Raw genomic sequence first — 24,770 nt, 5'->3', positions numbered from 1 at the left:
GGCGGGGCGCCGTCCGCTGCCCAGTATAGCCCCCGCTAGCCGGTCGTATCCGGCTCCGGTCCTTCCTCCGGCGGCAGCGGGGTGGCCAGCACCTTGTCGATGCGCTTGCCGTCCATATCGACGATCTCGAACTTCCAGTCCAGCCAGCTGACCGAATCGGCGATCTGCGGCAGCCGACCCAGCAGCAGCAACAGCATGCCGGACAGCGTGTGATAGCGCTCCTTGTCTTCCTCCGGCACGAGGCGCAGGCCGATGCGGTCCTTCAGTTCGGGAATCGGGATCAGGCCGTCGAGCAGCCACGAGCCGTCCTCGCGCTGCACCGCCCATTCGTCGCCGGCGATGTCCGGCTTGAACTCGCCGGTGATCGCCTCGATCAGGTCCTGCAGCGTGACGATGCCCAGCACCTCGCCGTACTCGTCGATGACGAAGGCCATCTGCCCGCCCGAGGAGCGGAAATGTTCGAGCAGTTCCATGCCGGTGACGCTCTCCGGCACATAGACCGGGGCCTGCATCACCGCGGCCAGGTCGGTGGCCTCGCCGCGCAGCTTGCGCGCCAGCAGTTGGCGCGCGCTGACCACGCCGATCACGTCGTGCATGCCGCCGCGCACCACCGGAAAGCGCGAATGGTCCGACTCCTCGATGCGGCGCAGGTTTTCCTCCAGCGGCAGCTCGACGTCGAGGCTGATCACGTCGCCGCGCGGCACCATCAGCGAAGTCAGCTGGCGGTCGTCGAGCCGGAACACGTTGCGTACCATGGTGTGCTCGTGGCGCTCGATCACGCCGGCCTCCGAGCCCTCGACCAGCAGTGCATGGATTTCTTCCTCGGTGACCGCGGGTCCGGCGCCGCTCTTGACGCCGATCAGCCGCAGCACCAGACGCGTCGAGCTCGACAGCAGCTTGACGAAGGGTGTGGACGCGACCGCCAGCCAGGACAGCGGCCGCGCGACCGCGCGCGCCAGTGTTTCGGGCGCCAGCTGGCCCAGCCGCTTGGGCACCAGCTCGCCGAGCACGATGGAAAAGTAGGTCAGCCCGGCGACCACGATCGCGGTCGCCACATAGCCCGCGGTGGGCTGCGCCATGCCCAGTCCCTGCAGCCAGATGCCGAGCGGCTGCGCCAGCGCGGACTCGCCCACCACGCCGTTGAGCACGCCGATCGACGTGATGCCGATCTGCACGGTGGACAGGAAGCGGGTCGGATCCTCGCCCAGCTTGACCGCCTCGATCGCGCCGCGATCGCCCTCGTCGATCAGCTTCTGCAGGCGGGCCTTGCGGGCCGAAACCAGCGCGATCTCCGACATGGCGAACACGCCGTTGAGCAGGATCAGCGCCAGCAGGATGGCTATTTCCATCGGGTTGCGCGCCCTACGCGCGCGGGTGTTGTCGAGCCGTCAAGCATAACATCGGCATGTGGCCGGTCCGGCTTCGGTCGGGCTTCGGTCGGGCTTCGGTCGGGCCTCGGTCGGGCTTCGGTCCGGCTTCGGTCCGGCGTTCGGGTCGGCGTTCATTACCTGGCAGGTTATCGCCACAGCGCGCACCGCATGCTGTAATGCGGCCATGGACACGCTGACCCCCGCCTCCGAAACCGCCCTCGACTTTCCCGCCCTGCTGCGCTACTGGCGCGGGCGCCGCGGCTACAGCCAGCTGGCGCTATCGCTTGCCGCGGGGGTGTCGCAGCGGCATATCAGCTTTCTCGAATCGGGCCGCGCCCGCCCCAGCCGCGAGATGATCCTCGCGCTGTCGGACCGGCTCGGCGTGCCACTGCGCCAGCGCAACCGGCTGCTGCTGGCGGCCGGCTTCGCCCCCGCGTACAGCGAGCATGCGCTGGCCGAACCGCCGCTGCAGATGGTGCGCCAGGCCATCGCGCTGATCCTCGCCAAGCAGGAGCCGTATCCCGCCGTGGTGCTGGACCGCTTCTGGAATATCGGCGATGCCAACCGCGCCTATCGCCGCATGCTCGACGTGCTGCTCGATGGCCGCCCGGCCGCGGTGCTGCCCGAGGGCCTGGGCAACGACGCCGGCGGCGGCCAGCGCATCAACCTGATGCTGACCGTGTTCGATCCGCAGGGCCTGTGGCCGCTGATCGAGAACGCCCGTCAGGTTGGCCGCTATCTGCTGCGCCGGGTCTGGCAGGAGCTGCAGGCGCAGGCGCACGATCGCGTCGCGCGCGAGATCTTCGCCCGCATCGCGCAATGGCATCCGGACATGATCGGGCCAGGCGGCGTGCCGCATGCCGACGACGAAGGCAGCGAGGGCCCGCTGCCGCCGGTGCTGCCGGTGGTGCTGCGCGCCGACGGCTTCCAGGCCTCGCTGTTCTCGACGCTGACCACGCTGGGCAATCCGCACGACGTCACGCTGCAGGAGCTGCGGATCGAATGCTTCTTCCCGGCCGACGAACCGTCGCGCCTCGCGCTCGAGGCGCTGGGGCGGGACGCCGCGCCGGCCACCGCTCAGAACCGGTAGCGCGTCAAAACCGGTAGCGCAGATAGGCGGTATGGAAGTCCGAGCCGGGATTGGGCTTCTTGATGCCGGCATTCGAGATGTGCTGGTAGCGGTAGCCGACGGCGAAGCGCTGATCCTTGCCGAAGGCGATGCCGACGCCCGCCATGTCGGAGAACTGGAACGCGGTCGACATGGTGTGGTTGTCCGACGTCCGGGTTCCGCTCATCAACCGCACGCCGATCGATGCCTCAAGGAAGGGCACCCAGCGATAGCGCTGCCAGGCCAGCTTGAACACGGGCTGCGCGCCGATCTCCCACAGGTTGCGCGGGTTGGCATCGCTGGTGCTGTCCCAGCGCGCGACATTGAGCTCCCACGACAGCCCCAGCCGCAGGCCCATCGGGTCGCCCCAGCCGAAGCCGGAGTCCCAGCCGAAGGCGATATCGACCTTGCGCACGTCGGTGCGGCTGTCGGTGCCGTAGCCGATCTGCACGGTGGGGTCGGCCCATGCCGCGCTGCCGGCAATCAGCAGGGGCAGGGCGGCGAGCCAGAGCAGCGCGCGCGTGGCGTGACGGGAAGGGGGAAGGGCGGCGGGACAGGCGGGCAAGCGGATTGTCGTCGAATGGCATCGTGATCGCGGCAAGAAAAACGGGAACGGGAAACGCGGGCGAGAGCGCGGAAAGCCTGCGCGGCGCCGGGATTTCGATGCCCGCATGGCGGGCGCGGCGTCCGCGCAAGTCGTTTAGTTGTAGTACAGATCGGGCGCTTACGCCGCATCGCGTGCTAACATCGCAACGCCGGCGCGGGCCTCCGCCCCCCGGGAATCGGGCCACGATTCCTCGAAGGGCAAGCGCGTTTCGCCGGTTTCGTTACGTCTTCAGGGCGGGGTGAAAGTCCCCACCGGCGGTATGCCGAACGCGTTCTCCGACGCGCCGGCGAGCCCGCGAGCGCCCGCGTCGATCCATGTCTTCCTTTGTCTGGTACATGGATTCGCGCGGGGTCAGCAGACCTGGTGAGAGGCCAGGGCCGACGGTCATAGTCCGGATGAAAGAAGATGGGCGAGCAAGCATCGCTGCCGCTTCACTGCCGCTTCACTGCGGTCAGGCTGGAACGGCGCGGGCCTGCGCGGTCGTGTGCCTCGTGCATGCGGCTCCGCGGTTCGTTGCCTTGCCATGCGCGAGTGGGCGGCGTCGTGAACGATCACGCAGGTCGGCTTCGGGCCGGCTCTCGTGCGCGCTCCCGCTTGTGACGCCAATCCCCCTGAAACGCCCGTTGATCTTTACGCAAGGAGCGTTTCAATGCTGTCCACTATCTCTTCCCACGCTACCGCTTCCCCCCGACCACGCCGCTGCCCCGCAGCCCACGGTCGACGCTGCCGCCGCCATCGTGCCGGCGCTTCCCCACGATCTGCCGACCCGCATCGAGCAGGCCCTGCGGGCCATGCGAGAGGGCCGCCCCGTGGTGCTGATGGACGACCACGACCGCGAGAACGAGGCCGACCTGATCGTCGCGGCCGAGCGGCTGACGCCCGCCAATATGGCGATGCTGATCCGCGAATGCAGCGGCATCGTCTGCCTGTGCCTGACGCGCGAGAAGGTCGCGCGGCTGGGACTGCGGCCGATGGTCGAGAACAATCGCAGCCAGTACGGCACCGCGTTCACGGTCTCGATCGAGGCGAGCACCGGTGTCACCACCGGCGTCAGCGCGGCCGACCGGATTACCACGATCCGCGCTGCGATCGCCGACGATGCGGGGCTCGACGCGGTGGTCAGTCCCGGCCATGTGTTTCCGCTGGTCGCCGCCGACGGCGGCGTGCTGACCCGGCGCGGCCATACCGAGGGATCGGTCGATCTCGCGCGGCTGGCGGGCCTGTCTCCGGCCGCGGTGCTGTGCGAGCTGATGAATCCGGATGGCACGATGGCCCGCTACGAGCAGGCGCTGGTCTTCGCCGCGCAGCACGATCTGCCGGTGCTGACCATCGCGGAACTGGTGGCCTGGCGACAGCAGGGGCACTGAGGGCGGGGGGGGGCGGACCTTTCCGGCCGCGGCGGCGCGTCGCTGTGCGACAATGCCGCCTGTTGCGCGGCCCAGGCATCATCGCGGCCGCGCCTGCCGCCGGTCCCCGGGCCGTCCCTGTTTCGCCAACGCGCCCCGCATCATGTCGTCTCGTGCCGTCACGCCCGCACTGCGCCACCACGCCCTCCGCGCCGGCGCCGTGTCGCTTCGCTTCCCTTCTTCCGGATCCGCCGTCTCCCCATCCCTCGCGCCGCTGCTGCTGGCCGCCACGCTGACGCTGGCGGCGCTGTGGAGCGCCGATGCCCGCGCCGATACCGCGCGCGGCAAGGTGCTGCCCGCCGCGGCCGCCGGGCTCTATCAATGCCAGGGGCCGAACGGCGGCACCGTATTTCGTTCGACGCCGCGCGAGGGTTGCGTGACGCTGGCCGCGCCGGACCCGTCCGCGCCGGACCCGCAACGCTGGCTGCCGTTGATGGGCGCCAATGGCGTGATCTCTTATCTGGACCAGCGTTCGGTGCGCCGCAAGGGCGCGCGCATCGGCGTCGTCGTGATGCGCAACGCGCCGGTCGGCGGCGCCATCCACACCACCAGCGGCGAGCCGATCCAGTCGTCGCTGCGGCGCATGGTGCTGGACTGCGCCACGTCGATGTACGCGGTGGTCGAGCAGACGCTGTTCCCGCGCCGCTTCGCGCGCGGCGAGCCGCTGTACACGATCCGTTCGCCGCAGCGCGCGACGCCGCAGCCGGCCGCATCGGGCTCGCTGGCCGGCGAGGTGATGGCGCGCCTGTGCCGCTGAGCACCGCGCCGAACGGCTCTCCCTTATCTCTTATTCTTCGTCGACAGCCCGCGCCCGCCAGCGGCCATCCGGCTGCCTGCAGAACCAGCCGGTCCAGCTTTCCTCGTTGCTGGACCGCTGCAGCTCGCTGCGGATCTGGCGGCAGGGCTGGCCGTGGTCGGTCTTGCTCTGCAGCGGCGTGATCCTCGCGTAGGTGGCCGGGCGCCGTGGCGTGGCCTGGGTTCGCCACGAGACCGCGGTGCCGTCCTCGGTCGCGGTCAGCGCGCGATTGACCGCGGAGGCGAAGGCGCGCGCCTCGCTCTGCGTCATCGTGCCGACGATCGTGCTGGTCAGATAGTGGTCGACATAAGCCCATGCCGGCGCCGATGCGCACAGGACCAGCGCAAACACCAGCGCAAACGCCAGTGCACGCGCCTGTGCAAACGCCAGTGCAGGCGCAAGGCGCCGCGGCAGCGGCAGGCGGGCGCGCGCCGCATGCGGCATCGGCAGGCGGGCAGGCGCTGCGTGCGGCATCGCATCCCCCCTTGTCAGCGTGGTCAGCGTAGTGGGCGAGGGCGGCCCGGTTTCACGCGGGCGCGCCATCGAACGGATCGGTCGATTGTAGTGCGCGTCGACACCCGCCGCGGCCGCCGCGCGCCGGCCTGCGTGTCCCGCCCCACCCAAGCCGGGTTTTGTCGGACAGCGTCCGATTGACGTGGCAATGACAGGGGCCTAGTTTCAATCGTCGCGCCCGCTGCGGCACGTTGGCGTTCCGGCGCTTCCCGTCGGAACGACATGGCCGCATCCAACCGACCCGCGTGCCGTCCGGCGCGCATCCGATCCCGTCACCGATTCGCTGCTCCTGTGCGCAGGACGACAGGAGCGGACAGGCCCTGCGCGCCCGTCGCGGCGACGGTCTTGTTGCGGTGCAACCTCGGCGTCATTTGAACCAGGAGGAGGATACCCGACGTTGATCAATCAAGAGGCGCATGAGCAACAATCGTTTCAAATTGTTGCAACCGTTGCGTGACCGAAACGTGACTTTTGGTAGGCAAATTTGTTAAGGTTTTGTCCCGCATTGCAGCAAATCCAACAGCTTCCAAGCGTCACCCAAGTCACAGCCCCCGGCAACGTCCGTCATGGGGCGGCTCAGGCACCGGTTCTCCGGCCTGGCCATCGACGAGTTTCCGCGCCACTGTCCGCGGCTTCCCGAATAACCAATTGCATTACCGACTACCGCCTTTGATGACGGCATTCATGATCGACTCCGCCACTTCCTTGCCGCTTTCCGCCCGTCCTCGCCGGCCCATGCCGTCGGCGCGCTTCGACGGCGTGCGACTGGGGCGCTGGCTGTGTGCCGGTGCGCTGGCCTGCTTCGCGATGGCGGCGCATGCGTTCAGCTTCGATACCGTGGCGGCGCGCGCGCGCCAGCTGGCCAATTCCCCGTACAAGGCCCCCCAAGGCCCATCTGCCGACCGAGCTGCGCGAACTGTCGTACCCGCGCTATCGGGAGATCCAGTACAAGCCCGAACGCTTCGTCTGGCGCAATACCAAGCTGCCGTTCGAGCTGTCGTTCTTCCACGAGGGCATGGTGTTCGACCAGCCCGTGAAGATCAACGAGGTCACCGGCAACCGCGTGCGCGAGATGCGCTTCAATCCGGCCGACTTCAACTACGGCTCGCACAAGTTCGACCCCGAGATGCTCAAGGGCCTGGGGTTTGCGGGCTTCCGCGTGCTGCATCCGGTCAACGGCAAGCACAAGGACGAGGTGGTGTCCTTCGTCGGCGCCAGCTATTTCCGCGGCGTCGGCAAGGACCAGTGGTACGGGCTGTCGGCGCGCGGCGTGGCGGTCGACACCGCGCTCGCCTCGGGCGAGGAATTCCCGCGCTTCGTCGAGTACTGGATCGAGCGTCCCGCACCGGGCGACAAGCAGCTGGTCATCTATGCGCTGATGGATTCGCGCCGCATGAGCGGTGCCTATCGCTTCGTGATCAAGCCCGGCGCCGACACCGAGACCGAGGTCAAGGCACGCCTGTATCTGCGCGAGAACGTCACCAAGCTTGGCCTGGCGCCGCTGACCAGCATGTACCTGTTCGGCGAGAACCAGCCGCCCGCGGCGCCGGAGTTCCGTCCCGAGGTGCACGACTCCGACGGGCTGTCGATCCAGCTGGGTACCGGCGAATGGATCTGGCGTCCGCTCGTCAATCCGCGCCGCCTGCTGGTGACCTCGTTCTCGGCGACCAATCCGCAGGGCTTCGGCCTGATGCAGCGCGACCGCTCGTTCGCCAGCTACCAGGAAATCGGCGAATGGTATGAACGCCGGCCGAGCGGCTGGGTCGAACCGCGCGGTAACTGGGGTTCGGGGCGCGTCGAACTGGTGATGATCCCGACGCCGGACGAGACCAACGACAACATCGTGGCCTATTGGGTCCCGGACAACCCGCCCAAGCCCAAGCAGCCGTTCGATCTCGAATACCGGCTGCTGTGGCAGAAGGACCGCGAGCGCATGCCGCCGTTGTCGTGGGTCACGCAGACCCGCCGCGGGCAGGGGCTGACCCGCAACAAGGAGGACACCAGCTTTTCGCTGCTGGTGGACTTCGAGGGGCCCGCATTCAAGAAGCTGGATCCCGCCGCGCATATCGATGCGGTGGTATCGGCCGATGGCAACGCCGAACTGCTGCGCACGACGACGCAGCGTAACGAGGCCACCGGTGGCTGGCGCATGACGATGTTCCTGCGCCGCAAGGACGAGAACAAGCCGGTCGAGTTGCGCGGCTATCTTCGCAACGGCAACACAACCCTGTCAGAGACATGGAGCTACATCTTACCCCCCAGGCTAAAGCAGCGCTCGGCCGCGGCGGCGTGCGAGCGCTATGTCGACCGCCTGCCGGTATCGCCGGAACAGCGCCGCGACCTGCTCGCCGATACCGCGCTGCATGAAGGCATCGTCATCAAGGGCGATGCCACCGGCGACGATCCCGGCGTGCGCTCGCTGCAAAAGGCGCTGTCCAATGGCGACGGCGCGGCTTCACCCGCCGGCGCGGCCTACGGCTCGATCGAGCGGCGCCTGCAACTGGCCTACGGCGAGCCCAAGGTCGGCGGCGAACCGCTGATCGAGCGGCGCGCCGACGGCACGGTCCATGTGGCCACCGGCCCGGAACCCAAACGCGCGTCGATGGTGCCGCGGCCGTGGCCGCCGCACCTGGTCGCCGCCTTCGTGCGCAACGGCGTGCGCAGGCTGTTCGGCAAGCCGCCCGTTCCCGAGACCTGGGACACGCTGCACGACGGCCCCGATGCCGAGGGCAAGTGGCATCCGGCCGGGGCACACCGCCGCTGGGTGCTGCTGTTCCTCGTGATCGTGCAGACCATGATGGCGACGTACTTCATGTCGACGGTGCTGCCGTACAAGGGCAACGACACCCTCGAGATGATCACGCTGGGCCTGTTCACGGTGCTGTTCTCGTGGGTCTCGGCCGGCTTCTGGACCGCGATGATGGGCTTCCTGGTGCTGGCCAAGGGGGGGCGACCGCCATCTGATCTCGCGCTCCGCGACCGGCAACGCGCCGATCGCCCAGGAGGCGCGCACCGCGGTCATCATGCCGATCTGCAACGAGGACGTGACCCGTGTCTTCGCCGGACTGCGCGCGACCTACGAATCGCTGGAACGCACCGGCGAGCTCGCCCACTTCGATTTCTTCGTGCTGTCCGACAGCGGCAATCCCGACCTGCGCACCGCGGAAACCGATGCGTGGATGGAGACCTGCCGCGCGGTCAACGGCTTCGGCCGCATCTTCTATCGCTGGCGCCGTCATCGCGTCAAGCGCAAGACCGGCAACGTCGCCGACTTCTGCCGCCGCTGGGGCAGCAAGTATCGCTACATGGTGGTGCTCGACGCCGACAGCGTGATGAGCGGCGATTGCCTGGCCACGCTGGTGCGGCTGATGGAGGCCAACCCGGGCGCCGGCATCATCCAGACCGCGCCGCTGGCGACCGGCCGCGAGACGATGTACGCGCGCGTGCAGCAGTTCGCCACGCGCGTCTACGGACCGCTGTTTACCGCCGGCCTGCATTACTGGCAGCTGGGCGAATCGCACTACTGGGGCCACAACGCGATCATCCGCATCAAGCCCTTCATGGAGCATTGCGCGCTGGCGCCGCTGCCCGGCAAGGGACCGCTGGCCGGCGAGATCCTGTCGCACGATTTCGTCGAGGCCGCGCTGATGCGCCGCGCCGGCTGGGGGGTGTGGATCGCCTACGATCTGCCGGGCTCGTTCGAGGAGCTGCCGCCCAATCTGCTCGACGAGGTCAAGCGCGACCGCCGCTGGTGCCAGGGCAACTTGATGAACTTCCGCCTGTGGATGAAGCAGGGCTTCCACGCCGTGCACCGCGCGGTGTTCCTGACCGGCGTGATGGCGTATCTGTCGGCGCCGCTGTGGTTCCTGTTCCTGCTGCTGTCGACCGCGATGCTGGCCAAGCATGCGCTGGTGCCGCCCGAGTACTTCTCGCAGCCGTACCAGTTCTATCCGAACTGGCCCGAGTGGCATCCGGAGAAGGCGCTTGCGCTGTTCTCGGCCACCGCCACGCTGCTGTTCCTGCCGAAGCTGTTCGGCGTGGTGCTGCTGATGAAGCAGGCGCGCCGCTATGGCGGGGCGCTGCGGCTGGTGCTGTCGATGCTGATCGAGGTCGTGATCTCGGCCCTGCTGGCGCCGGTGCGCATGCTGTTCCATACGCAGTTCGTGCTGGCCGCCTATATCGGCTGGGGCATCTCGTGGAAGTCGCCGCCGCGCGAGGACGCCGAGACGACCTGGGGCGAGGCGGTGCGCCGCCACGGCTGGCACACCGTGCTGGGCCTCGGCTGGGGCGCGCTGGTGTACTGGCTCGATCCGGGCTTCGTCTGGTGGCTGCTGCCGATTGTCGGCGCGCTGGCGCTGTCGATCCCGCTGTCGGTCTGGCTCTCGCGCGTCAGCCTGGGCCGTGCCACGCGCCGTGCCGGACTGTTCGTGATTCCGGAAGAAATCGAGCCGCCGCGCGAGATCGTCGACACGCAGCGCCATGTGGCGGAGGCAGGCGATACGCCGGGCTTCGTCGATGCGGTGGTCGATCCGGTCACCAATGCGCTGATGTGCGCGACCGCGACCGCGCGCGTGGTGCAGCCGGCCGGCACGCAGCGCCAGCATGCGGTGCTGGTGCAGCAGGCGCTGACCAATGGCCCGGGCAATCTGAGCGCGAAGCAGAAGCTGCTGCTGCTGAACGATCCGCTGGCGCTGTCGCGGCTGCACGAGGCGGTCTGGTCGTCGCCGCTGGCTGACGACGGCTGGAAGGCCACGCGCGCGCTGCTGCGCCGCGCCGCCAATGTCGTGCCCCTGCGCCCGCGGGGGAGTGCGGCGGCTTGATCGGACACCACTCCCTCTCCCCGACCCTCTCCCGCTGAGGGAGAGGGAGAACCCAAACGCGGGCTTCCTTCGCCAACGCCAATTCAATGCCTCGCCCCCCGCTCCCGCATGCGGGAGCGGGAGTGGGGCAGAGGGCAGCAGCGGTGGCCATGCCATCGCCGATGGAAACGAACCGGGACGCTCAGCGCAGTGCCGCCGTGCAGATCGGGCCGTTGATATAGACGTCGCCGACGCGGCGCTCGCCGCGCGCCTTGCGTGTCATGTAGCGGAACATCATGCTGACGCCCAGCTTGGTCAGGATCTCGACGTCCCGATTCGCGCAGATATTGCGCTGTAGCGGCGCGGCGTAGCTGACCTCGAAGCTGGCCAGGTCCAGCATCGGCCCGCTGTAGTTGGTCAATTCCAGCTGGAACAGGATGTGTTTGCCGGGCACCGCCTGGCAGCGGCGCAGACGCGTTTCCTTGTCGATCTCGATCGGCAGCGCGTCGTTGAGCTGGCGGCACGCGCGTGCCAGCACGGTATCGGGCCGGCGCGAGCTGCGCAGGAATTCGGGGACGCCGGCCGCGCCGGTGTTCTGGCCGGTGGCCGCGCCGCGCAGCATGCGGGTCAGCGAATCGGCTTCATCGACCACCACGGCCGCGCTCGCGGCCGGATGCACCGCGACGGTACGCGCCGTGACCGGCGCCGCGCAGGCGGACGAGGCCCACAGCAACCAGGTTGCGGTAGCGATCCCGATGGAGGCCGACGTTCCTCGGGCGATCGATGCAGTCGTGTGGTTCGATATGGTTCGCATGCAGGGAAAGAACGCCTGGAACGGCACGGGGCTGGGGCTGCGCTGAAGTCCCGCGATCGAGACCGGCGATGAAGACGGACCGGCAGTGTGTCGACCGGGTGCATTGTACCTGCCCGACCCCGGGACGCGGAACCCGCAGGCACGCAATACATCACGGTGTGCAACAATTGCGCCTTTCGCTTGACGGCGTTCCGTCGTCCGCCAATGACCCAATCCTACCGCCCGGCCACGACGCCGCGTTTTCCGCTGTGGCTGCTGATCTGCGCATCGCTGACCGCGTTGGCGCCGCTGTCGATCGACATGTACCTGCCCGCGTTCCCGACGCTGGCCGCCGACCTTGGCGTCGACATCGGCAGCGTGCAGCTGACCCTCGGCACCTTCCTGGTCGGCCTCGCGATCGGGCAGTCGTTCTACGGTCCGGTCAGCGACCGCTTCGGCCGCAAGGCACCGCTGTATGTCGGGCTCAGCCTCTATGTGCTGGCGTCGGTGGCCTGCGCGCTGTCGGGCGATGCGCCGGCACTGATGGCCTGGCGCTTCGTGCAGGCGGCCGGCGGTTGCGCCGGCATGGTGATGGCGCGCGCGATGGTGCGCGACCGGCTCGAGGCGCACGAGTCCGCGCGCGCGTTCTCGTCGCTGATGCTGGTGATGGGCCTCGCACCGATCCTGGCGCCGATCGTCGGCGGCGCGATCCTGACCGCGCTGGGCTGGCGCGCGATCTTCTGGGTGATGGCGGCGGTCGGCACGCTGGTCCTGCTGCTGGTGCATTTCCGCCTGGAGGAGTCGCTCGACCCGCGCCGCGCGACGCCGTTGCGCCTGGGCAATGTCTTCAGCAACTACGGCGCACTGCTGCGCGATCGCGAATTTCTCGGCTACTCGCTGTGCGCCGGCTTCGCGCAGTCGGGCATGTTTGCGTACATTGCCGGCTCGCCCTTCGTGCTGATGGAACTGCACGGCATCGATCCCTCGCACTATGGCTTCGTCTTCGGCGCCAATGCGTTCGGCCTGATCGCGATGTCGCAGATCAATGCGGCGCTGGTGCGCGGCCGCTCGCTCGACCGCGTGCTGCAGCTGGCGCTGCTGGCGCCGTGCGGCGCCGGACTGCTGCTCGCGCTGGCCAACCTCGCCAACGTCGCCGCGCTGCCGGTGCTGCTGGTCGGCTTCTTCGTCTTCGTGGCGGGGCTGGGTTGCATCACGCCCAACGCGTCGGCGCTGGCGCTCGCGCACCAGGGCCATCGCGCCGGCACCGCATCGGCGCTGATGGGCACGCTGCAATTCGGCATGGGCACGCTGGCCGGTACCGCGGTCAGCCTGTGGCACGACGGCACCGCCTTGCCGCTGGGCGTGGTGATGGCCATCGCGGGCATCGGCGCGGTGCTGATGCGCATGTATGGCCGTCGTTCCGCCGTGGTGGCCGCCGCGGAATAGGCTGCCGGCCGGGGGAGGCGGGGCGATGCGGGGCCGCCGCGGCCCTTGCCGCAGGTTCGGGATAACCCGCTGTCGGACCCGCGTCAAAGCCCCGAATTGAGGGGGGTAAATCTCCCCCGAAAGCCGCTTGACGGAAGGATTTCCGGCATTTTCGTTGCGTCGGTGCGACTGGGGATTGCCCAAGGCGCAAGCGGCGGATTAGACTGCGCCGGTCGGTGAAACGGCTCAGGCTGGTCACCGGTGACGACGACCAACAAGGGATACAGCCATGAATAAAGGTGAACTGGTGTCTGCCATCGCCGCAGACGCGGAACTGAGCAACGCTGCAGCAGAGCGCGCCCTGAACGCCGCGCTGGAAAACATCAAGAAGGCGGTTGCCAAGGGAGATTCGGTCACGCTGGTGGGCTTCGGCAGCTTCGGCGCCGGCAAGCGCGCCGCCCGTACCGGCCGCAACCCGCGCACCGGCGAAACGATCAAGATTCCGGCCGCCAAGACGGTCAAGTTCTCTGCCGGCCAGGGTTTCAAGGACGCTGTGAACAAGAAGAAGTAAGAGCGGGCATCCTCGGATGCCAACCGGAGAGAGCGGCCCACGTGGGCCGCTTTTTCATTTGGCGCCGCCGTCGCCGCGCCGCGCTACACTCGCATCCTGCAGCGCGTTCCGCCGCCGCATTCCGCCACCCCATTCTCAACCCACCCGCGCCGATTCCTCCGCGCCGCCCCCCGATGAACGACCTCTCGCATCAACTGTCGATGACCGTGCTGATGACGCCGGACATGGCCAATTTCTCCGGCAATGTCCACGGCGGCACCATCCTCAAATATCTGGACATGGTCGCCTACGCCTGTGCCAGCCGCTACGCGGGCCGCTATGTCGTCACGCTGTCGGTCGACCAGGTGGTGTTCCGCCAGCCGATCCACGTCGGCGAACTGGTGACCTTCCTCGCCGCGGTCAACTACACCGGGCGCAGCTCGATGGAGATCGGCATCAAGGTCATCACCGAGAACATCCGCAGCAAGCTGGTGCGCCATACCAACAGCTGCTATTTCACGATGGTCGCGGTCGACGACGACGGCAAGCCGGCCGAGGTGCCGCCGCTGGTGCCGCGCGACGAGGTCGAGCGCCAGCGCTTCGCCGCCGCGCAACTGCGCCGGCAACTGCGCCAGGAGATGGAGCACCGGCACGACCAGATCCAGGGCGCGGTGAGCTGACCATGGCTCGCGCATCCCGTCGTCCGATGGCCGCAGGTTCGGCCGCATCGCTGGCCGCCGTGCGGACTGGTGCGTGGGTTCGTCCGTTGGTTGGTGCGTTCGTTGGTGCGCTGGCGTTCGCCACGATCGCGCCCGCGCATGCCGAAGAAATCGGCAGCGTCAACACGCATTTCCGCGTGACCGGCTCGGACCGCGTCGTGATCGAGGCCTACGACGACCCCGAAGTCGACGGCATCACCTGCTACGTCTCGCGCGCCCGCACCGGCGGCATCAAGGGCTCGCTTGGCATGGCCGAGGACCCGGCCGAAGCCTCGATCGCCTGCCGGCAGGTCGGCAAGATCGCCTTCAAGGGCCCGCTGCGCCAGCAGGACAATGTGTTCTCCGAACGCATGTCGATCCTGTTCAAGACCCTGCACGTGGTGCGCGTGGTCGATCGCAAGCGCAACACGCTGGTCTACCTGACCTATTCGGACCGCATCGTCTCGGGCAGCCCGAAGAACAGCGTGACCGCGGTGCCGGTGGAGGCCGGCACCCCGATCCCGCTGCGCTGAGCGCTTCTCTCTTTCGTGGGGGGCGCTACTGCCCCAGCGCCGCCCGCTCCGCCGCGCAGTCGCGCGTCGGCTTCAGCCCCTTGGCGCGGGCGGCGGCCACCTCGGTGCGGGCCGCCGCGAGGTCGGCGCGGAAGGTCGGGTCGGCATGCAGCCGCGCCACCGTGGCCGCGCCCATGATGCGGCCCTGGTTGGCGTCGCTCTGCCAGTGCACGTTGCAGGCGAGGCGGCTCTGGCCGTAGGCGAGCCCGCGCGCCAGAATCGCGTCGGCGCGCTCGGGGTCGACCTCGGTCAGGATCAGCGCCCAGGCCCAGCCCACCGCGTTGTGGCCGGAGGGGTAGGAGCCGTCCTTGGACAGCTTGGCGACCTCGTCCGGGGTGCAGGTCGGCAGATGGTTGACGAGGAAGGGACGCTGGCGCCGGTAATGGTCCTTGGCGCGATAGGTCGACAGGCCGGCGTCGACCAGGCTGCGCCGCAGCAGCAGGTAGAGCTGCGGGGTATCGCGTTCGTTGATCGGCACGCCCAGCGCGCACGAGAAGGTCTCGGCCGCCTGCGGGAATTTCAGGTTGGCGTCTTCGACGGCCAGTTGCCAGCGGGGGGGTACCCGCCTTGGCCAGGCTCGCGCGCGCGGCCTCCTCGTCGGCCGCGAGCGCCTGGGAGCCGGGCGCCGGCGGTGGCGGCACGAGACGCAGGCTGTCGGGACGCTGGTCCGCGGGCAGATAGCCGGCGAGGACGCCCGGCCGCAGTTCCGGCACGTCGCCGGCCCGGCTGATGGGGGCCTGGCTGGCACAACCGTAGGCGCCTGCCAGAAAGGCGGCGACGGCAAAGACGGACAGGGTGCCGCGCCAGGCGGCGCGGATGGGCGAGGCGGCAGTGGCCAAGATAGGGGCTCCCGGTTGTCGTGATAGGGCGCGTGGCGCGTCGCTACGCGCTCGCGCCATTGTCGAACAGCTTGCGCAGTTCCGACTTCAGGATCTTGCCGTTTGCGTTGCGCGGCAGCGTCTCGTCGCGCACGATCACGCGGACCGGCACCTTGAACGCCGCCAGCCGCTGCGCGACGAAGGCCTGCAGCTCGGCCTCGGTGACGCTGGCACCCGGCTTGACGCCCACCACCGCGCCCGGTTCCTCGCCCAGCGTGCGGTGCGGGATGCCGACCAGGGCGGCGTCCATCACGGCAGGATGCTCGTACAGCGCGCTCTCGACCTCGATGCAATAGATGTTCTCGCCGCCGCGGATCAGCATGTCCTTGGCGCGGTCGACGATATAGAGGAAGCCTTCCTCGTCCAGCCGTGCGATGTCGCCGGTGCGCAGCCAGCCGTCGACGAAGGTGTTGGCGGTGGCCTCGGGCTTGTTCCAGTAGCCGCGCACGACGTTGGCGCCGCGCACCATCAGTTCGCCGACCTCGCCGGGCGGCAGCGCGCGGCCGTGCGCGTCGACCACCTTCATCTCGCCGATCGGCAGCGCGGGGCCGCTGCTGTCGGGACGATGCAGGTATTCCTCGGCGTTGTGGCTGGTGAAGGTGGCCGAGGTCTCGGTCATGCCCCAGCCGATGCCGGGCATCGACTTGGGGAACACCTCGACGATGCGGCGGACCAGCTCGGGCGAGGCCGGCGCGCCGCCGTAGTTGACGCTCTCCAGCGACGACAGGTCGAAGCGCTCACGCTCGGGATGCTCGACCAGTTGCCAGGCGATGGTCGGCACGCCGCCGGCCACCGTGCAGCGCTCGCGCTCGATCAGCGCCAGCGCGCGCAGCGCGTCCCAGCGGCGCATCAGCACGATCTTGCTGCCGGCGTGCAAGGCGCCGTTCAGCACCGACATGCAGCCGGTCACGTGGAAAAAGGGCACCGACAGCAGTGTGGCTTTCTGCGGTGCCTGCGGGTCGGGTTCGGGAATCGCTTCGCCGCGGCGCAGGAAGTTGCGCGCCGGGCCGAAGCCGCCGCAGAAGGCCACCGTGGTCGCATTGCGGTGCGTGCCGATGGCGCCCTTGGGCTTGCCGGTAGTGCCGGAGGTATAGAACAGCGTGGCGTCGTCCTCGGGATCGATCGCCACGTCGGGCAGCGGCAGCTCGGGCAACGCGTCCCAGGCCATCACGTCGCCGGTGGTCCGCTCCAGCGGCACCACGCGCGTGTCGGCATCCGCTGCCATCGCGGCATCCGCGCCGAAGCGGCAGACATGGACGCGCAGCAGGGCGGGGCACTCGGCCAGATGCGGACGCAGCCGCTCGAGCCGTTCGTCGTCGACGATGGCGACCTTGCAGCCGGAATCGGCCAGGCCGTATTGCAGCTCGGGGCCGGTCCACCATGCATTGAGCGGCGTCGCAATGGCGCCGGTCAGCAGCGCGCCGTAGAAGGCCGCGGGCCATTCGGGCAGGTTGCGCATCGCCACCGCGACGCGGTCGCCGGGGCGCACGCCGTCCTCGATCAATGCATGCGCGATCGCCAGCGCGGCGCGCGCGAAGCCGGCATAGGAAACGCGCTGGTCCTCGTAGACGACAAGGTACGCTCGCCGCGCGCGCGGGCCTGCAGGAACAGGTCGCGCAGCGTCGGCGGCGCGTGCTTCCAGACCGTGGTCGGGATGCCGCGGATCTCGCGCACCTCGGTTTCGAACGGTGCGCCGGGAGCGGTCAGGCGGGCATGGGCTTGGGCCAGCGAGATTGCCGGCCAGGCCGGCGAATCTCCTTGCGGGCTGCCCTGTGAACTGCGGGTCGGCGGGGCCATCGGGCGGCGGGCGCGGCGCCGCTCAGATCGTCACGCCGCCGTCGACCACCAGCGCCTGGCCGGTCATGAAGGTGCTGGCGCGCGAGGCCAGGTAGACCGCCGCGCCGGCGATCTCGACCGGTTCGCCGATGCGGCGCAGCGGCGCGTTCTCGGTCGATTGCTTGTAGCGCACCGGGTCTTCCCACAGCGCGCGGGCGAAGTCGGTCTTGATCAGGCCCGGGGCGATGCAGTTGACGCGCACATTGTGCGGGCCGAACTCGACGGCCAGGTTGCGCGCCAGCTGGAAATCGGCCGCCTTCGAGATGTTGTAGACGCCGATGGTCGGCGAGCCGCGCAGGCCGCCGATCGACGACACGATGATGATCGAGCCGTCCTTGCGATCGATCATCTGCGGCGCGACCATCTGGATCAGCCAGTGGTTGGAGATCACGTTGTTGTCGAGCACCTTGCGGAACTGCTCGTCGGTGACACCGCCCATCGGACCGTAGTAGGGGTTGGACGCGGCATTGCAGACCAGCACGTCGATCTTGCCGAACACGCGGTTGGTCTCGTCGACCAGATGCTGCAGGTCGCTCTTGGACGAGATATTGGCCGGCACGGCGATCGCGGTGCCGTCGCCGTGCTTGGCGTTGATGGCGTCGACCACTTCCTGGCAGGCCTCGGCCTTGCGCGACGAAATGACCACCTTGGCGCCCTGGACCGCCATCTGCTCGGCGATCGCGCGGCCGATGCCGCGCGAAGAGCCGGTGACGATGGCGACCTTGCCGCTCAGATCGAACAATGACATGGGGTGTCTCCTCTACCGATCCCGTTTTTCGGTGGACTCTGATGTTTGGTGTGGCGCCGCGGCTCGCGTTGCACGCGCGGCGGCGACCGGCACATTATGGTCGGTGGGTCTGGCCGAGTCCACAGGCCGGCGCGCGTTCCTCGCCCCTTATCAGCATTCTTTCTGCGGGGGATTCACGGCGTGCATGGTGCGCGGCGTGCGCGGGGTGCGCGCCCCTTGCCTCAGGCCCGCCGCGCCAGCCATTCCCGCAGGCCGGCCGCCGTCTCGTCGTCCAGCCGCACGCCGATCCGCTCGCGCAGCGTGGCGACGATCTCCGCCGGCGTGTCGAGCGGCACGTGGCGGCTGGCGCCATCGGCGTCGCGCTCGGTCAGCTCGCCGTTGGTCATCGTCAGCCGGACCTGGCCGTCGGTGCGCGCGGCCATCAGCCGGTGCAGGAACACGCTGTCCGGATGGGTGCAGACATACCAGTTGCGCGCCGCGTAATCGATCCAGGCCTGCGGCGACAGGTCGAAGCGATAGAGCTTGGCCCAGCCGTCGGCGGTGGCCAGTTCGAGATCGAGCAGATGGAAGGCGCCGGTGGCTGCCGCGGCGAGCGGCGCGCCGACCAGCCGGTACGGCAGCCCCTCCGGCGCCGGCTCGGACAGCGGCAGCGCGCAGGGCGGATTGGGGCCGCCGAAGCCCGCGTCGGCGATGTAGTCGCGGTGGGCGACGCGCACGCGCAGCAGCAGATGGGACTGCGGCGTCGGCACGCCTTCGTCGACGCCGTAGCGCACGCGCGCGGCCAGCGGCACCACGTCGAAGCCGAGCGCGGTCAGCGCGGCGGCCAGCAGCGTGTTGTGCTCGAAGCAGTAGCCGCCGCGCTCGCGCGTCACCAGCTTGTCGAACACCGCGTCGAGCGCGATGTCGATCGGGCGGCCGAGCAGCACGTCGACGTTCTCGAACGGAATGCGCCGCAGATGCGCGGCAACGATCGCGTCGAGCGCCTCGCGGCTGGGCGATGGGCGCTCGCGCAGGCCGATGCGGTCCAGATAGGCGTCGAGCCGGTCGGCATCGAGGGTCGGCTGGGCCGATGGGTTCGGCGGTTTGGTCACGTCAGGGTCTCCAGTGTCGACAGATCGAGCAGTTCGATATCGGCATAGCGCAGCCGCAGCAGGCCGCGTGCCTCCAGTTCGCGCAGCGCGTGATTGACGGTCTGCCGGGACAGGCCGAGCATCTGCGCCAGCTGTTCCTGCGGCAGGTGGATAGAGCGATGGGGCTGTCGTGCGGCGTCGTCCGCGAGTTCGGACGCGGCGGTGGGCGTGTCGCCATAGGCGCGCGCAATCGCCGCGAGCCGCCGCGCGGTGCGCGCGAGCGGCGGCAGCAATTGCGCCTCCTCGACATAGCGGAACGCCTCGCGCGTCTTGCCGGCCAGCAGCTTGCCGAACTCGCGCCACCACGCCGGCTGCGCGGCCAGCATCGCGTCGAGCCGGGCGCGCGGGACGTGCCACACCGCCGCACGCGTTGCCGCGCGGGCGTCATGCGTGCGCAGCAATCCGTCGAACAGGCAGATCTCGCCGAACCATGCGCCCGCTTCCAGCAGACCCAGCAGCGCTGCCTTGCCGCCGGCGTCGTGCGCATGCACCAGAACCGCGCCGGCGATCACCGCGTACAGGCCATCGAAGGGATCGCCGCGCTGGAACAGGACCTCGCCCGCTTCGAGCCGGCGCATCGTGCCGCTCTCGAGCAGGGCCGCGCGCATGTCGTCGGGCAGGCCGCGAAACCAGCTGCCCGTGCGCAGCGGGGCCAGCGGATCGGCGCGGGTGTCGGTGCCGCGCGTGGGGCAGGCGAGAGGCGGAATGCCCATGGTGGTCTCCATCGTCATCGCGACGCAGCGCAGGGTCGAGGTGAGTCCTTGCGAGCGTCGGTGCGTGCGCCGGTGCGGGATTGACAAGGGCCCGAGACGAGCCCACGAACAAGCCTAGGGACAAAGCCGGACTGTCAAAATTCGGACAGACCGCGTCCGGCGCGCCCATTACTATAAATCGATCATGCCGGGCTGGAGCGCGCCTGCGGGGCGGCCGTCATGCGTCCGTGTTGCATCCGTAGTGCACCAGCAATGCGCCCGTAGTGCGCGGGATCGGGCCGACGGCATGCCATTCGTAGTCCCCCGCTGACAGGAGCAGACGCCATGAAAACCCTGGTCGACCATCTATCCCAATACGCCGCCTATCACCGCGACAGCCGCAACGTGGCGACCCACTTTGTCGGCATCCCGATGATCGTGCTGGCGGTCACGACGCTGCTGGCGCGTCCGCAGATCGCGCTCGGCGACGGCGGCGCGGTGCTGACGCCGGCCATCGTGGTCTACGTGCTGTCGTGCCTGTTCTATCTGCGGCTGTCGGCGGGGTTTGGCATCGCGATGACGGTGATCCTCGCCCTGTTCGTCTATGTCGGCCATCTGATCGGCGCACTGTCGACCGCGGCCTGGCTGGCGACCGGCATCGGGCTGTTCGTGCTCGGATGGGTGATCCAGTTCGTCGGCCACTATTACGAAGGGCGCAAGCCGGCCTTCGTCGACGATCTCGTCGGGCTGCTGATCGGGCCGCTGTTCCTGGTCGCCGAGACGGCTTTCGCGCTGGGCCTGGCACGCGATACGCGCGAACGGATGGATGCGCACGCGCACTGAATCGCCATCGCGCGCGCGGGGAGCAGGGCATTGCAAGGCGATGCCAAGCGCGTCGATGCGCGCCGCCACCAGAGCGCAAACGTTGCCGCGCACGCGCGTCGATGCATCGGCGCGACAGAAAGCACGCCTTTCACCGGGTTTTTACGGGGTTTTAGGGGGGTAAGGAGCCAAACCCCCTTGGAAATGCGTCACTTTCCGCTATGATTCGGTGGCCGCCGCAGCCGTACGCTGTTTTCGCGGGGTTTGCGGCGCCAACCGTTCAACTCTATCTGACCAATATGGCGACCAAAGCGAAATCGACCGCGAAAGCTGCAACCAAGACCGCCGCGACCAAGAAGGCACCGGCAACCAAGGCGCCCGTGAAGGCTGCCGCGAAGAAGGCCGCTGCGCCCGCAACCGCAACCCCGCGTCCGCTGAAGGACACCTTCAACAAATCCAGCCTGGTCGCTCACCTGGTCGCGCAGACGCAAGTCGAGCCGAAGGCCGTGAAGACGGTGCTCGCCCATCTGGAAAACACCATCGTCAGCGCGCTGCACAAGAAGGGCGCCGGCGAATTCACGCTGCCCGGCCTGCTGAAGATCACCGCGCAACAGGTGCCGGCGAAGAAGAAGCGCTTCGGCAAGGATCCGTTCACTGGCGAAGAGCGCTGGTTCCCGGCCAAGCCGGCCAGCGTCAAGGTCAAGGTCCGTCCGCTGAAGAAGCTGAAGGACGCTGCCGCGTAATACGTCATCGACGTGGCCGCGACGGGCAGATGGCCGTCGCGGCAAGCAGTGAAGAAGGGAGCCGCATGCGGCTCCCTTTCCATTGGCGATGCGTCGGTGAGGAATGGACCGGCGGCGGATCGGTCGACAACGATTCGGCGGACAACGATCCGGCGGACAACGATTCGGGCTGCAGCGGATTGAACTGCAGCGAATCGGCTACCGTTCGATGTCCCGATATTTGCAATTAACCGCCAGGCATTTGCCCCCCACCCACGAGTCGCGGCCAGCAGGGCGAGGGGGGCGTCCTGCTCTAGGCGCTATGGTCCGCCGGCGTGTCCTGCGTATGCGCGCCGTCGCTGAAGCGATCGCGATGGTCCGCGCTGTGGCCGCCCTGCGTGAAGCTGTCGCGGGGACCGAGGCGGCTGGCGCCTTCGGTGAACACATCGAACTTCTGCGTCGCGCGCGCGCCGTCGGTGTACGGGTCGGTGGTGCGCGTCGCGGCCTTGGCCGACAGCGAGACGGTGGCGCCGATCATCATCGCGACGGTGGGCAGCAGTGCGGCCAGCATCGCGCGGCGTCGCGCATGCCAGCGCTGGCGCAACGCGCGCAGCCGCTGCGCGGCCAGCGGCGGACGCGGACGGGGTGGGGCGCCGGACGCTCGGTGAGTCACGGTGGTCGAGGTCGTTCGAGTCATGGCAACACTCCTTCAGATTGGGATCCGGGCGGTTCTGGGAACCTTGACGAGGGGAGACGGCTTGGCCAAGCACGGTTAGCAGTCTACGAACCGGGCCGGACGCGGCGGTGACGCCAGCCTGACAATTGCGTCAGGATCGGAGGCGCGCGGCGCACCGCCCGTGGCCGGGCAAATAAACCGGCCGCAGCACCGCGTGCAGGGCGGATTCCCGCGCCGGCGGCAAGCTGACAACGTTGACAGGTTCGGGCGGCGGCTTTCACCTATAGTTGCCGGAAATGGCGGTGCCGAGCCGATTACGGAGCCGATTACGGAGCCATTACGGAGCCGATCGCGGAGCCGATTGCCGGGCCCTTTGCCGAGCCGACGGCCGGACCGGTTGCCGGGGCGGGTGCCGCCAAACATCGTGCGCGAACCCGGCCGCGGACCTGGCCGCGAACTTGCCGCCAATTTGCCGGACGTGGAGGGCCGGACCCATGAAACTGTTGTTGGTAGAGGACGAGATCAAGACCGTCGACTATCTGCGCCGTGGACTGTCGGAGAACGGCTACGTGGTCGACACGGCAACCAACGGCGTCGACGGCCTGCACATGGCCTGCACCGAGCCCTACGACGCGATCGTGCTCGACGTGATGCTGCCCGACCTCGACGGCGTGTCGATGCTCAAGTCGCTGCGGCGCGAGCAGCAGACGCCGGTCATCATGCTGACCGCGCGTGACGATCTGGACGACCGGCTCAATGCCTTCGACGCCGGCGCCGACGATTACCTGGCCAAGCCGTTCTCCTTCCTGGAGCTGCTGGCCCGCCTCAATGTGCTGACCCGCCGCGGCCGCCAGAGCGAGCCCTCGCAGCTGACGGTCGGCGACCTGCGCATCGACCTGCTGTCGCGGCGCGCGATGCGCGGCACCCGGCGGCTCGACCTGAGCGCGCGTGAATTCACGCTGCTGTCGGTGCTGGCGCGGCGCCAGTCGCAGATCGTCTCGAAGACCGCGATCACCGAGCTGGTCTGGGACATCAGCTTCGACTGCAACACCAATGTGGTGGAGGTGGCGATCAAGCGCCTGCGCGCCAAGCTCGACTGGCCGGGCGAGCCCAAGCTGCTGCATACCATCCGCGGCATGGGCTATGTGCTCGAATGCCGCGCCGAGGAAGTCGCGTGAGCGGCCGCCGCTCGATCGCCACGCGGCTGGCCGCGATGTTCGCCCTCGCGGCGGCGCTGGTGTTCTCTGTCACCGGCTTCGTGATGTATTACGTCCAGTGCGTCGAGCTCGAGAAGCGCCAGCTCGAGGAGCTCGAGGCGCGCTTCCAGCTGATCGGCCCGAAGGCGGCCCACTACGGCACGCAGCCGCAATGGGAGCGCTTCGGCGCGGTGCTGACCGGCATGACGCCGGAGGACGACAGCCTGCGCTATTTCGTCGACACGCCGGATGCGCGCTTCCGCTTCGGCAAGCCGTTTCCGCGCGACGCAGTCACCGTGCAGCGTGCGCCGGATGTCTGGACGGTGCAGTTCGACGACCGCAGCTTCCTGATGCTCAAGCGGATCATTCCCGCGCTGGACGAGCGCCCGGCGCTGGCGCTGGTGGTCGCGGTCGATCAGGCACCGTTCTACCAGACCAGCCGCGTGCTGGGCGTCGCGCTGATCGTCTGCTCGGCGCTGGGCGTGCTGGCGGTGGCGGTGCTTGGCTGGCGCATCGCCAAGGTCGGGCTGGCGCCGATCGAGGCGCTGTCGCGCCATGCCGGCGAGCTCAATCCGCGCAAGCTGGAGCGGCTGCCCGATACCGATCTGCCGGCCGAGCTGTCCGGCCTGGTGCTGGCCTTCAACGGCGCGCTCGACAAGCTAGAGCGTGCCTACGTGCAGCTGTCCGCCTTCAATGCCGATGTCGCGCATGAACTGCGCACGCCGCTGGGCAACGTGATCGGCCAGACCCAGGTGGCGCTGTCGCGCCCGCGCAGCGCGCGCGAGCTCGAGGACATCCTGCAGTCGAACCTGGAGGACCTGGAGCGGCTCGGCCGCATCGTCGTCGACATGCTGTTTCTCGCGCAATCGGACCGGGGCGCGCTGGCGCGCGATCTGGTCGAGGTGTCGGTGGCGCACGAGGTGCGCCGCAGCGCGGACTTCCTCGACATGCTGTTCGAGGATGCCGGCGCGACGCTGGAGATCGTTGGCGACGCGCGGGCCCGCGTCAACGCCTCGCTGCTGCAGCGCGCGATCACCAATCTGCTCGGCAATGCGCTGCAGCACGGCCTGCACGGCCGGCCGGTCGCCGTCGAGATCGGCGACGAGGGCGGCGTGGTGACGATCGCGGTGCGCAACGAGGCCGACCCGCTGTCCACCGCGCAGATGGACCGGCTGTTCGACCGCTTCTACCGCGTCGACAGCGCGCGCGCCGACAGCCGCCAAAACCACGGGCTTGGGCTGGCCATCGTCAAGGCCATCGCGACGATGCACGGCGGCGCCGTGTTCGCCCGTCAGTCGCGCGGCGTGGTCTGCATCGGCCTGACGCTGCCGGCGCTGCCGCCGCAGGCGCCGGCGCCCGACAGCCTGCCTTCGCTGACACAGGCGGCCACGGCATGATCGGCGGCGTCAGGACGCGCACGCCGCGGCGCGTGC

General features: G+C 68.9%; 21 protein-coding genes, 2 pseudogenes and 1 riboswitch. Of the genes and pseudogenes, 13 read left to right on the top strand and 10 right to left on the bottom strand.

Annotation, left to right across the window (positions count from 1 at the left end; translation table 11 throughout):
* Window positions 1-35 precede the first annotated feature (35 nt).
* Window positions 36-1,349, bottom strand: a complete 1,314-nt coding sequence (locus tag OJJOAM_RS24655; RefSeq protein ID WP_422650208.1) for a hemolysin family protein — start codon at window positions 1,347-1,349, stop codon at window positions 36-38.
* 205 nt (window positions 1,350-1,554) lie between these two features.
* Between OJJOAM_RS24655 and OJJOAM_RS24650 the strand changes: the two genes are divergently transcribed.
* Window positions 1,555-2,460, top strand: coding sequence for a helix-turn-helix domain-containing protein (locus tag OJJOAM_RS24650; protein ID WP_422650207.1), 906 nt, complete (start codon window positions 1,555-1,557; stop codon window positions 2,458-2,460).
* A gap of 4 nt (window positions 2,461-2,464) precedes the next feature.
* Here the strand turns inward: OJJOAM_RS24650 and OJJOAM_RS24645 are convergent, their stop codons facing one another.
* Window positions 2,465-3,043 carry an acyloxyacyl hydrolase gene (locus tag OJJOAM_RS24645; RefSeq protein ID WP_422650206.1) on the bottom strand — a complete coding sequence of 193 codons (579 nt, stop codon included), beginning with the start codon at window positions 3,041-3,043 and terminating at the stop codon, window positions 2,465-2,467.
* Between the two features lie 262 nt (window positions 3,044-3,305).
* A riboswitch (FMN riboswitch) is annotated at window positions 3,306-3,496 on the top strand.
* A gap of 326 nt (window positions 3,497-3,822) precedes the next feature.
* Between OJJOAM_RS24645 and ribB the strand changes: the two genes are divergently transcribed.
* Both ribB and OJJOAM_RS24635 read left to right on the top strand, forming a co-directional pair.
* Window positions 3,823-4,452: a 3,4-dihydroxy-2-butanone-4-phosphate synthase gene (gene ribB, locus OJJOAM_RS24640; protein WP_422650205.1), complete on the top strand. Its 630-nt coding sequence runs from the start codon at window positions 3,823-3,825 to the stop codon at window positions 4,450-4,452.
* Between the two features lie 142 nt (window positions 4,453-4,594).
* A complete protein-coding gene (locus OJJOAM_RS24635) occupies window positions 4,595-5,248 on the top strand; it encodes a surface-adhesin E family protein (RefSeq protein ID WP_422650204.1) in 654 nt (217 codons plus the stop codon).
* Window positions 5,249-5,278: 30 nt separating this feature from the next.
* On the opposite strand, the gene OJJOAM_RS24630 is transcribed toward OJJOAM_RS24635, so the two are convergent.
* Window positions 5,279-5,761, bottom strand: a complete 483-nt coding sequence (locus OJJOAM_RS24630) for a hypothetical protein (RefSeq protein WP_422650203.1) — start codon at window positions 5,759-5,761, stop codon at window positions 5,279-5,281.
* Window positions 5,762-6,535: 774 nt separating this feature from the next.
* On the opposite strand from OJJOAM_RS24630, the pseudogene mdoH reads away from it, so the two are divergent.
* Window positions 6,536-10,620, top strand: a pseudogene (gene mdoH / locus OJJOAM_RS24625) (glucans biosynthesis glucosyltransferase MdoH).
* 181 nt (window positions 10,621-10,801) lie between these two features.
* On the opposite strand, the gene OJJOAM_RS24620 reads toward mdoH, so the two are convergent.
* Window positions 10,802-11,332: a hypothetical protein gene (locus tag OJJOAM_RS24620; protein WP_422650202.1), complete on the bottom strand. Its 531-nt coding sequence runs from the start codon at window positions 11,330-11,332 to the stop codon at window positions 10,802-10,804.
* Between OJJOAM_RS24620 and OJJOAM_RS24615 the strand changes: the two genes are divergently transcribed.
* The 5 genes from OJJOAM_RS24615 to OJJOAM_RS24595 all read left to right on the top strand — a co-directional run bounded on the left by OJJOAM_RS24615 (window position 11,220) and on the right by OJJOAM_RS24595 (window position 14,598).
* Window positions 11,220-11,459 (top strand): hypothetical protein, encoded by a 240-nt coding sequence (locus tag OJJOAM_RS24615; RefSeq protein WP_422651089.1) that lies wholly within the window; start codon window positions 11,220-11,222, stop codon window positions 11,457-11,459. The genes OJJOAM_RS24620 and OJJOAM_RS24615 overlap by 113 nt on opposite strands.
* A gap of 158 nt (window positions 11,460-11,617) precedes the next feature.
* Complete coding sequence (locus tag OJJOAM_RS24610; protein ID WP_422650201.1) at window positions 11,618-12,838, top strand: Bcr/CflA family multidrug efflux MFS transporter; 1,221 nt, start codon at window positions 11,618-11,620, stop codon at window positions 12,836-12,838.
* A 268-nt stretch (window positions 12,839-13,106) separates the two neighbouring features.
* The gene (locus OJJOAM_RS24605) at window positions 13,107-13,388 is read left to right on the top strand and encodes an HU family DNA-binding protein (protein ID WP_006577833.1); all 282 of its coding nucleotides are present in this window, start codon (window positions 13,107-13,109) and stop codon (window positions 13,386-13,388) included.
* Between the two features lie 173 nt (window positions 13,389-13,561).
* Window positions 13,562-14,047, top strand: coding sequence for an acyl-CoA thioesterase (locus OJJOAM_RS24600; RefSeq protein ID WP_149318152.1), 486 nt, complete (start codon window positions 13,562-13,564; stop codon window positions 14,045-14,047).
* A gap of 26 nt (window positions 14,048-14,073) precedes the next feature.
* A complete protein-coding gene (locus OJJOAM_RS24595; RefSeq protein WP_422650200.1) occupies window positions 14,074-14,598 on the top strand; it encodes a CreA family protein in 525 nt (174 codons plus the stop codon).
* A gap of 25 nt (window positions 14,599-14,623) precedes the next feature.
* Here the strand turns inward: OJJOAM_RS24595 and OJJOAM_RS24590 are convergent, their stop codons facing one another.
* The 5 genes and pseudogenes from OJJOAM_RS24590 to OJJOAM_RS24570 all read right to left on the bottom strand — a co-directional run bounded on the left by OJJOAM_RS24590 (window position 14,624) and on the right by OJJOAM_RS24570 (window position 19,942).
* Window positions 14,624-15,115 (bottom strand): acid phosphatase, encoded by a 492-nt coding sequence (locus tag OJJOAM_RS24590; RefSeq protein ID WP_422650199.1) that lies wholly within the window; start codon window positions 15,113-15,115, stop codon window positions 14,624-14,626.
* A 404-nt stretch (window positions 15,116-15,519) separates the two neighbouring features.
* Window positions 15,520-17,312, bottom strand: a pseudogene (locus OJJOAM_RS24585) (class I adenylate-forming enzyme family protein).
* Between the two features lie 22 nt (window positions 17,313-17,334).
* Window positions 17,335-18,099 carry an SDR family oxidoreductase gene (locus OJJOAM_RS24580; protein WP_422650198.1) on the bottom strand — a complete coding sequence of 255 codons (765 nt, stop codon included), beginning with the start codon at window positions 18,097-18,099 and terminating at the stop codon, window positions 17,335-17,337.
* A gap of 221 nt (window positions 18,100-18,320) precedes the next feature.
* The gene (locus tag OJJOAM_RS24575; RefSeq protein WP_422650197.1) at window positions 18,321-19,190 is read right to left on the bottom strand and encodes an arylamine N-acetyltransferase family protein; all 870 of its coding nucleotides are present in this window, start codon (window positions 19,188-19,190) and stop codon (window positions 18,321-18,323) included.
* Entirely contained in the window at window positions 19,187-19,942 is a 756-nt protein-coding gene (locus tag OJJOAM_RS24570; protein WP_422650196.1) for a Crp/Fnr family transcriptional regulator, read from the bottom strand. The genes OJJOAM_RS24575 and OJJOAM_RS24570 overlap by 4 nt, the downstream gene beginning before the upstream one ends.
* Window positions 19,943-20,266: 324 nt before the next feature.
* On the opposite strand from OJJOAM_RS24570, the gene OJJOAM_RS24565 reads away from it, so the two are divergent.
* On the top strand, window positions 20,267-20,764 hold the full coding sequence (locus OJJOAM_RS24565) for a DUF962 domain-containing protein (protein ID WP_422650195.1): 498 nt from the start codon (window positions 20,267-20,269) through the stop codon (window positions 20,762-20,764).
* 278 nt (window positions 20,765-21,042) lie between these two features.
* Window positions 21,043-21,486, top strand: a complete 444-nt coding sequence (locus OJJOAM_RS24560) for an HU family DNA-binding protein (protein ID WP_149318156.1) — start codon at window positions 21,043-21,045, stop codon at window positions 21,484-21,486.
* Between the two features lie 292 nt (window positions 21,487-21,778).
* Here OJJOAM_RS24560 and OJJOAM_RS24555 read toward each other — a convergent pair whose 3' ends face one another.
* Window positions 21,779-22,162: a hypothetical protein gene (locus tag OJJOAM_RS24555; RefSeq protein WP_422650194.1), complete on the bottom strand. Its 384-nt coding sequence runs from the start codon at window positions 22,160-22,162 to the stop codon at window positions 21,779-21,781.
* 473 nt (window positions 22,163-22,635) lie between these two features.
* On the opposite strand from OJJOAM_RS24555, the gene OJJOAM_RS24550 reads away from it, so the two are divergent.
* The gene (locus tag OJJOAM_RS24550) at window positions 22,636-23,319 is read left to right on the top strand and encodes a heavy metal response regulator transcription factor (protein WP_006580091.1); all 684 of its coding nucleotides are present in this window, start codon (window positions 22,636-22,638) and stop codon (window positions 23,317-23,319) included.
* A complete protein-coding gene (locus OJJOAM_RS24545) occupies window positions 23,316-24,734 on the top strand; it encodes a heavy metal sensor histidine kinase (RefSeq protein ID WP_422650193.1) in 1,419 nt (472 codons plus the stop codon). Before OJJOAM_RS24550 ends, OJJOAM_RS24545 begins: the two co-directional genes overlap by 4 nt.
* Window positions 24,735-24,770: the final 36 nt, after the last annotated feature.

Source organism: Cupriavidus sp. H18C1 (genome assembly GCF_049311595.1).
Lineage (GTDB): Bacteria > Pseudomonadota > Gammaproteobacteria > Burkholderiales > Burkholderiaceae > Cupriavidus > Cupriavidus cauae.
Note: the sequence above shows the minus strand (reverse complement) of the source record. Positions and strands in the feature narration are given on the sequence as shown.

Coding starts and splice junctions, on each gene's coding strand:
- OJJOAM_RS24655 (WP_422650208.1), bottom strand. CDS start 1,349: ATGGAAATAGCCATCCTGCTGGCGCTGATCCTGCTCAACGGCGTGTTC.
- OJJOAM_RS24650 (WP_422650207.1), top strand. CDS start 1,555: ATGGACACGCTGACCCCCGCCTCCGAAACCGCCCTCGACTTTCCCGCC.
- OJJOAM_RS24635 (WP_422650204.1), top strand. CDS start 4,595: ATGTCGTCTCGTGCCGTCACGCCCGCACTGCGCCACCACGCCCTCCGC.
- OJJOAM_RS24630 (WP_422650203.1), bottom strand. CDS start 5,761: ATGCCGCACGCAGCGCCTGCCCGCCTGCCGATGCCGCATGCGGCGCGC.
- OJJOAM_RS24615 (WP_422651089.1), top strand. CDS start 11,220: ATGCGGGTCAGCGAATCGGCTTCATCGACCACCACGGCCGCGCTCGCG.
- OJJOAM_RS24610 (WP_422650201.1), top strand. CDS start 11,618: ATGACCCAATCCTACCGCCCGGCCACGACGCCGCGTTTTCCGCTGTGG.
- OJJOAM_RS24605 (WP_006577833.1), top strand. CDS start 13,107: ATGAATAAAGGTGAACTGGTGTCTGCCATCGCCGCAGACGCGGAACTG.
- OJJOAM_RS24600 (WP_149318152.1), top strand. CDS start 13,562: ATGAACGACCTCTCGCATCAACTGTCGATGACCGTGCTGATGACGCCG.
- OJJOAM_RS24595 (WP_422650200.1), top strand. CDS start 14,074: ATGGCCGCAGGTTCGGCCGCATCGCTGGCCGCCGTGCGGACTGGTGCG.
- OJJOAM_RS24580 (WP_422650198.1), bottom strand. CDS start 18,099: ATGTCATTGTTCGATCTGAGCGGCAAGGTCGCCATCGTCACCGGCTCT.
- OJJOAM_RS24570 (WP_422650196.1), bottom strand. CDS start 19,942: ATGGGCATTCCGCCTCTCGCCTGCCCCACGCGCGGCACCGACACCCGC.
- OJJOAM_RS24565 (WP_422650195.1), top strand. CDS start 20,267: ATGAAAACCCTGGTCGACCATCTATCCCAATACGCCGCCTATCACCGC.
- OJJOAM_RS24560 (WP_149318156.1), top strand. CDS start 21,043: ATGGCGACCAAAGCGAAATCGACCGCGAAAGCTGCAACCAAGACCGCC.
- OJJOAM_RS24555 (WP_422650194.1), bottom strand. CDS start 22,162: ATGACTCGAACGACCTCGACCACCGTGACTCACCGAGCGTCCGGCGCC.
- OJJOAM_RS24550 (WP_006580091.1), top strand. CDS start 22,636: ATGAAACTGTTGTTGGTAGAGGACGAGATCAAGACCGTCGACTATCTG.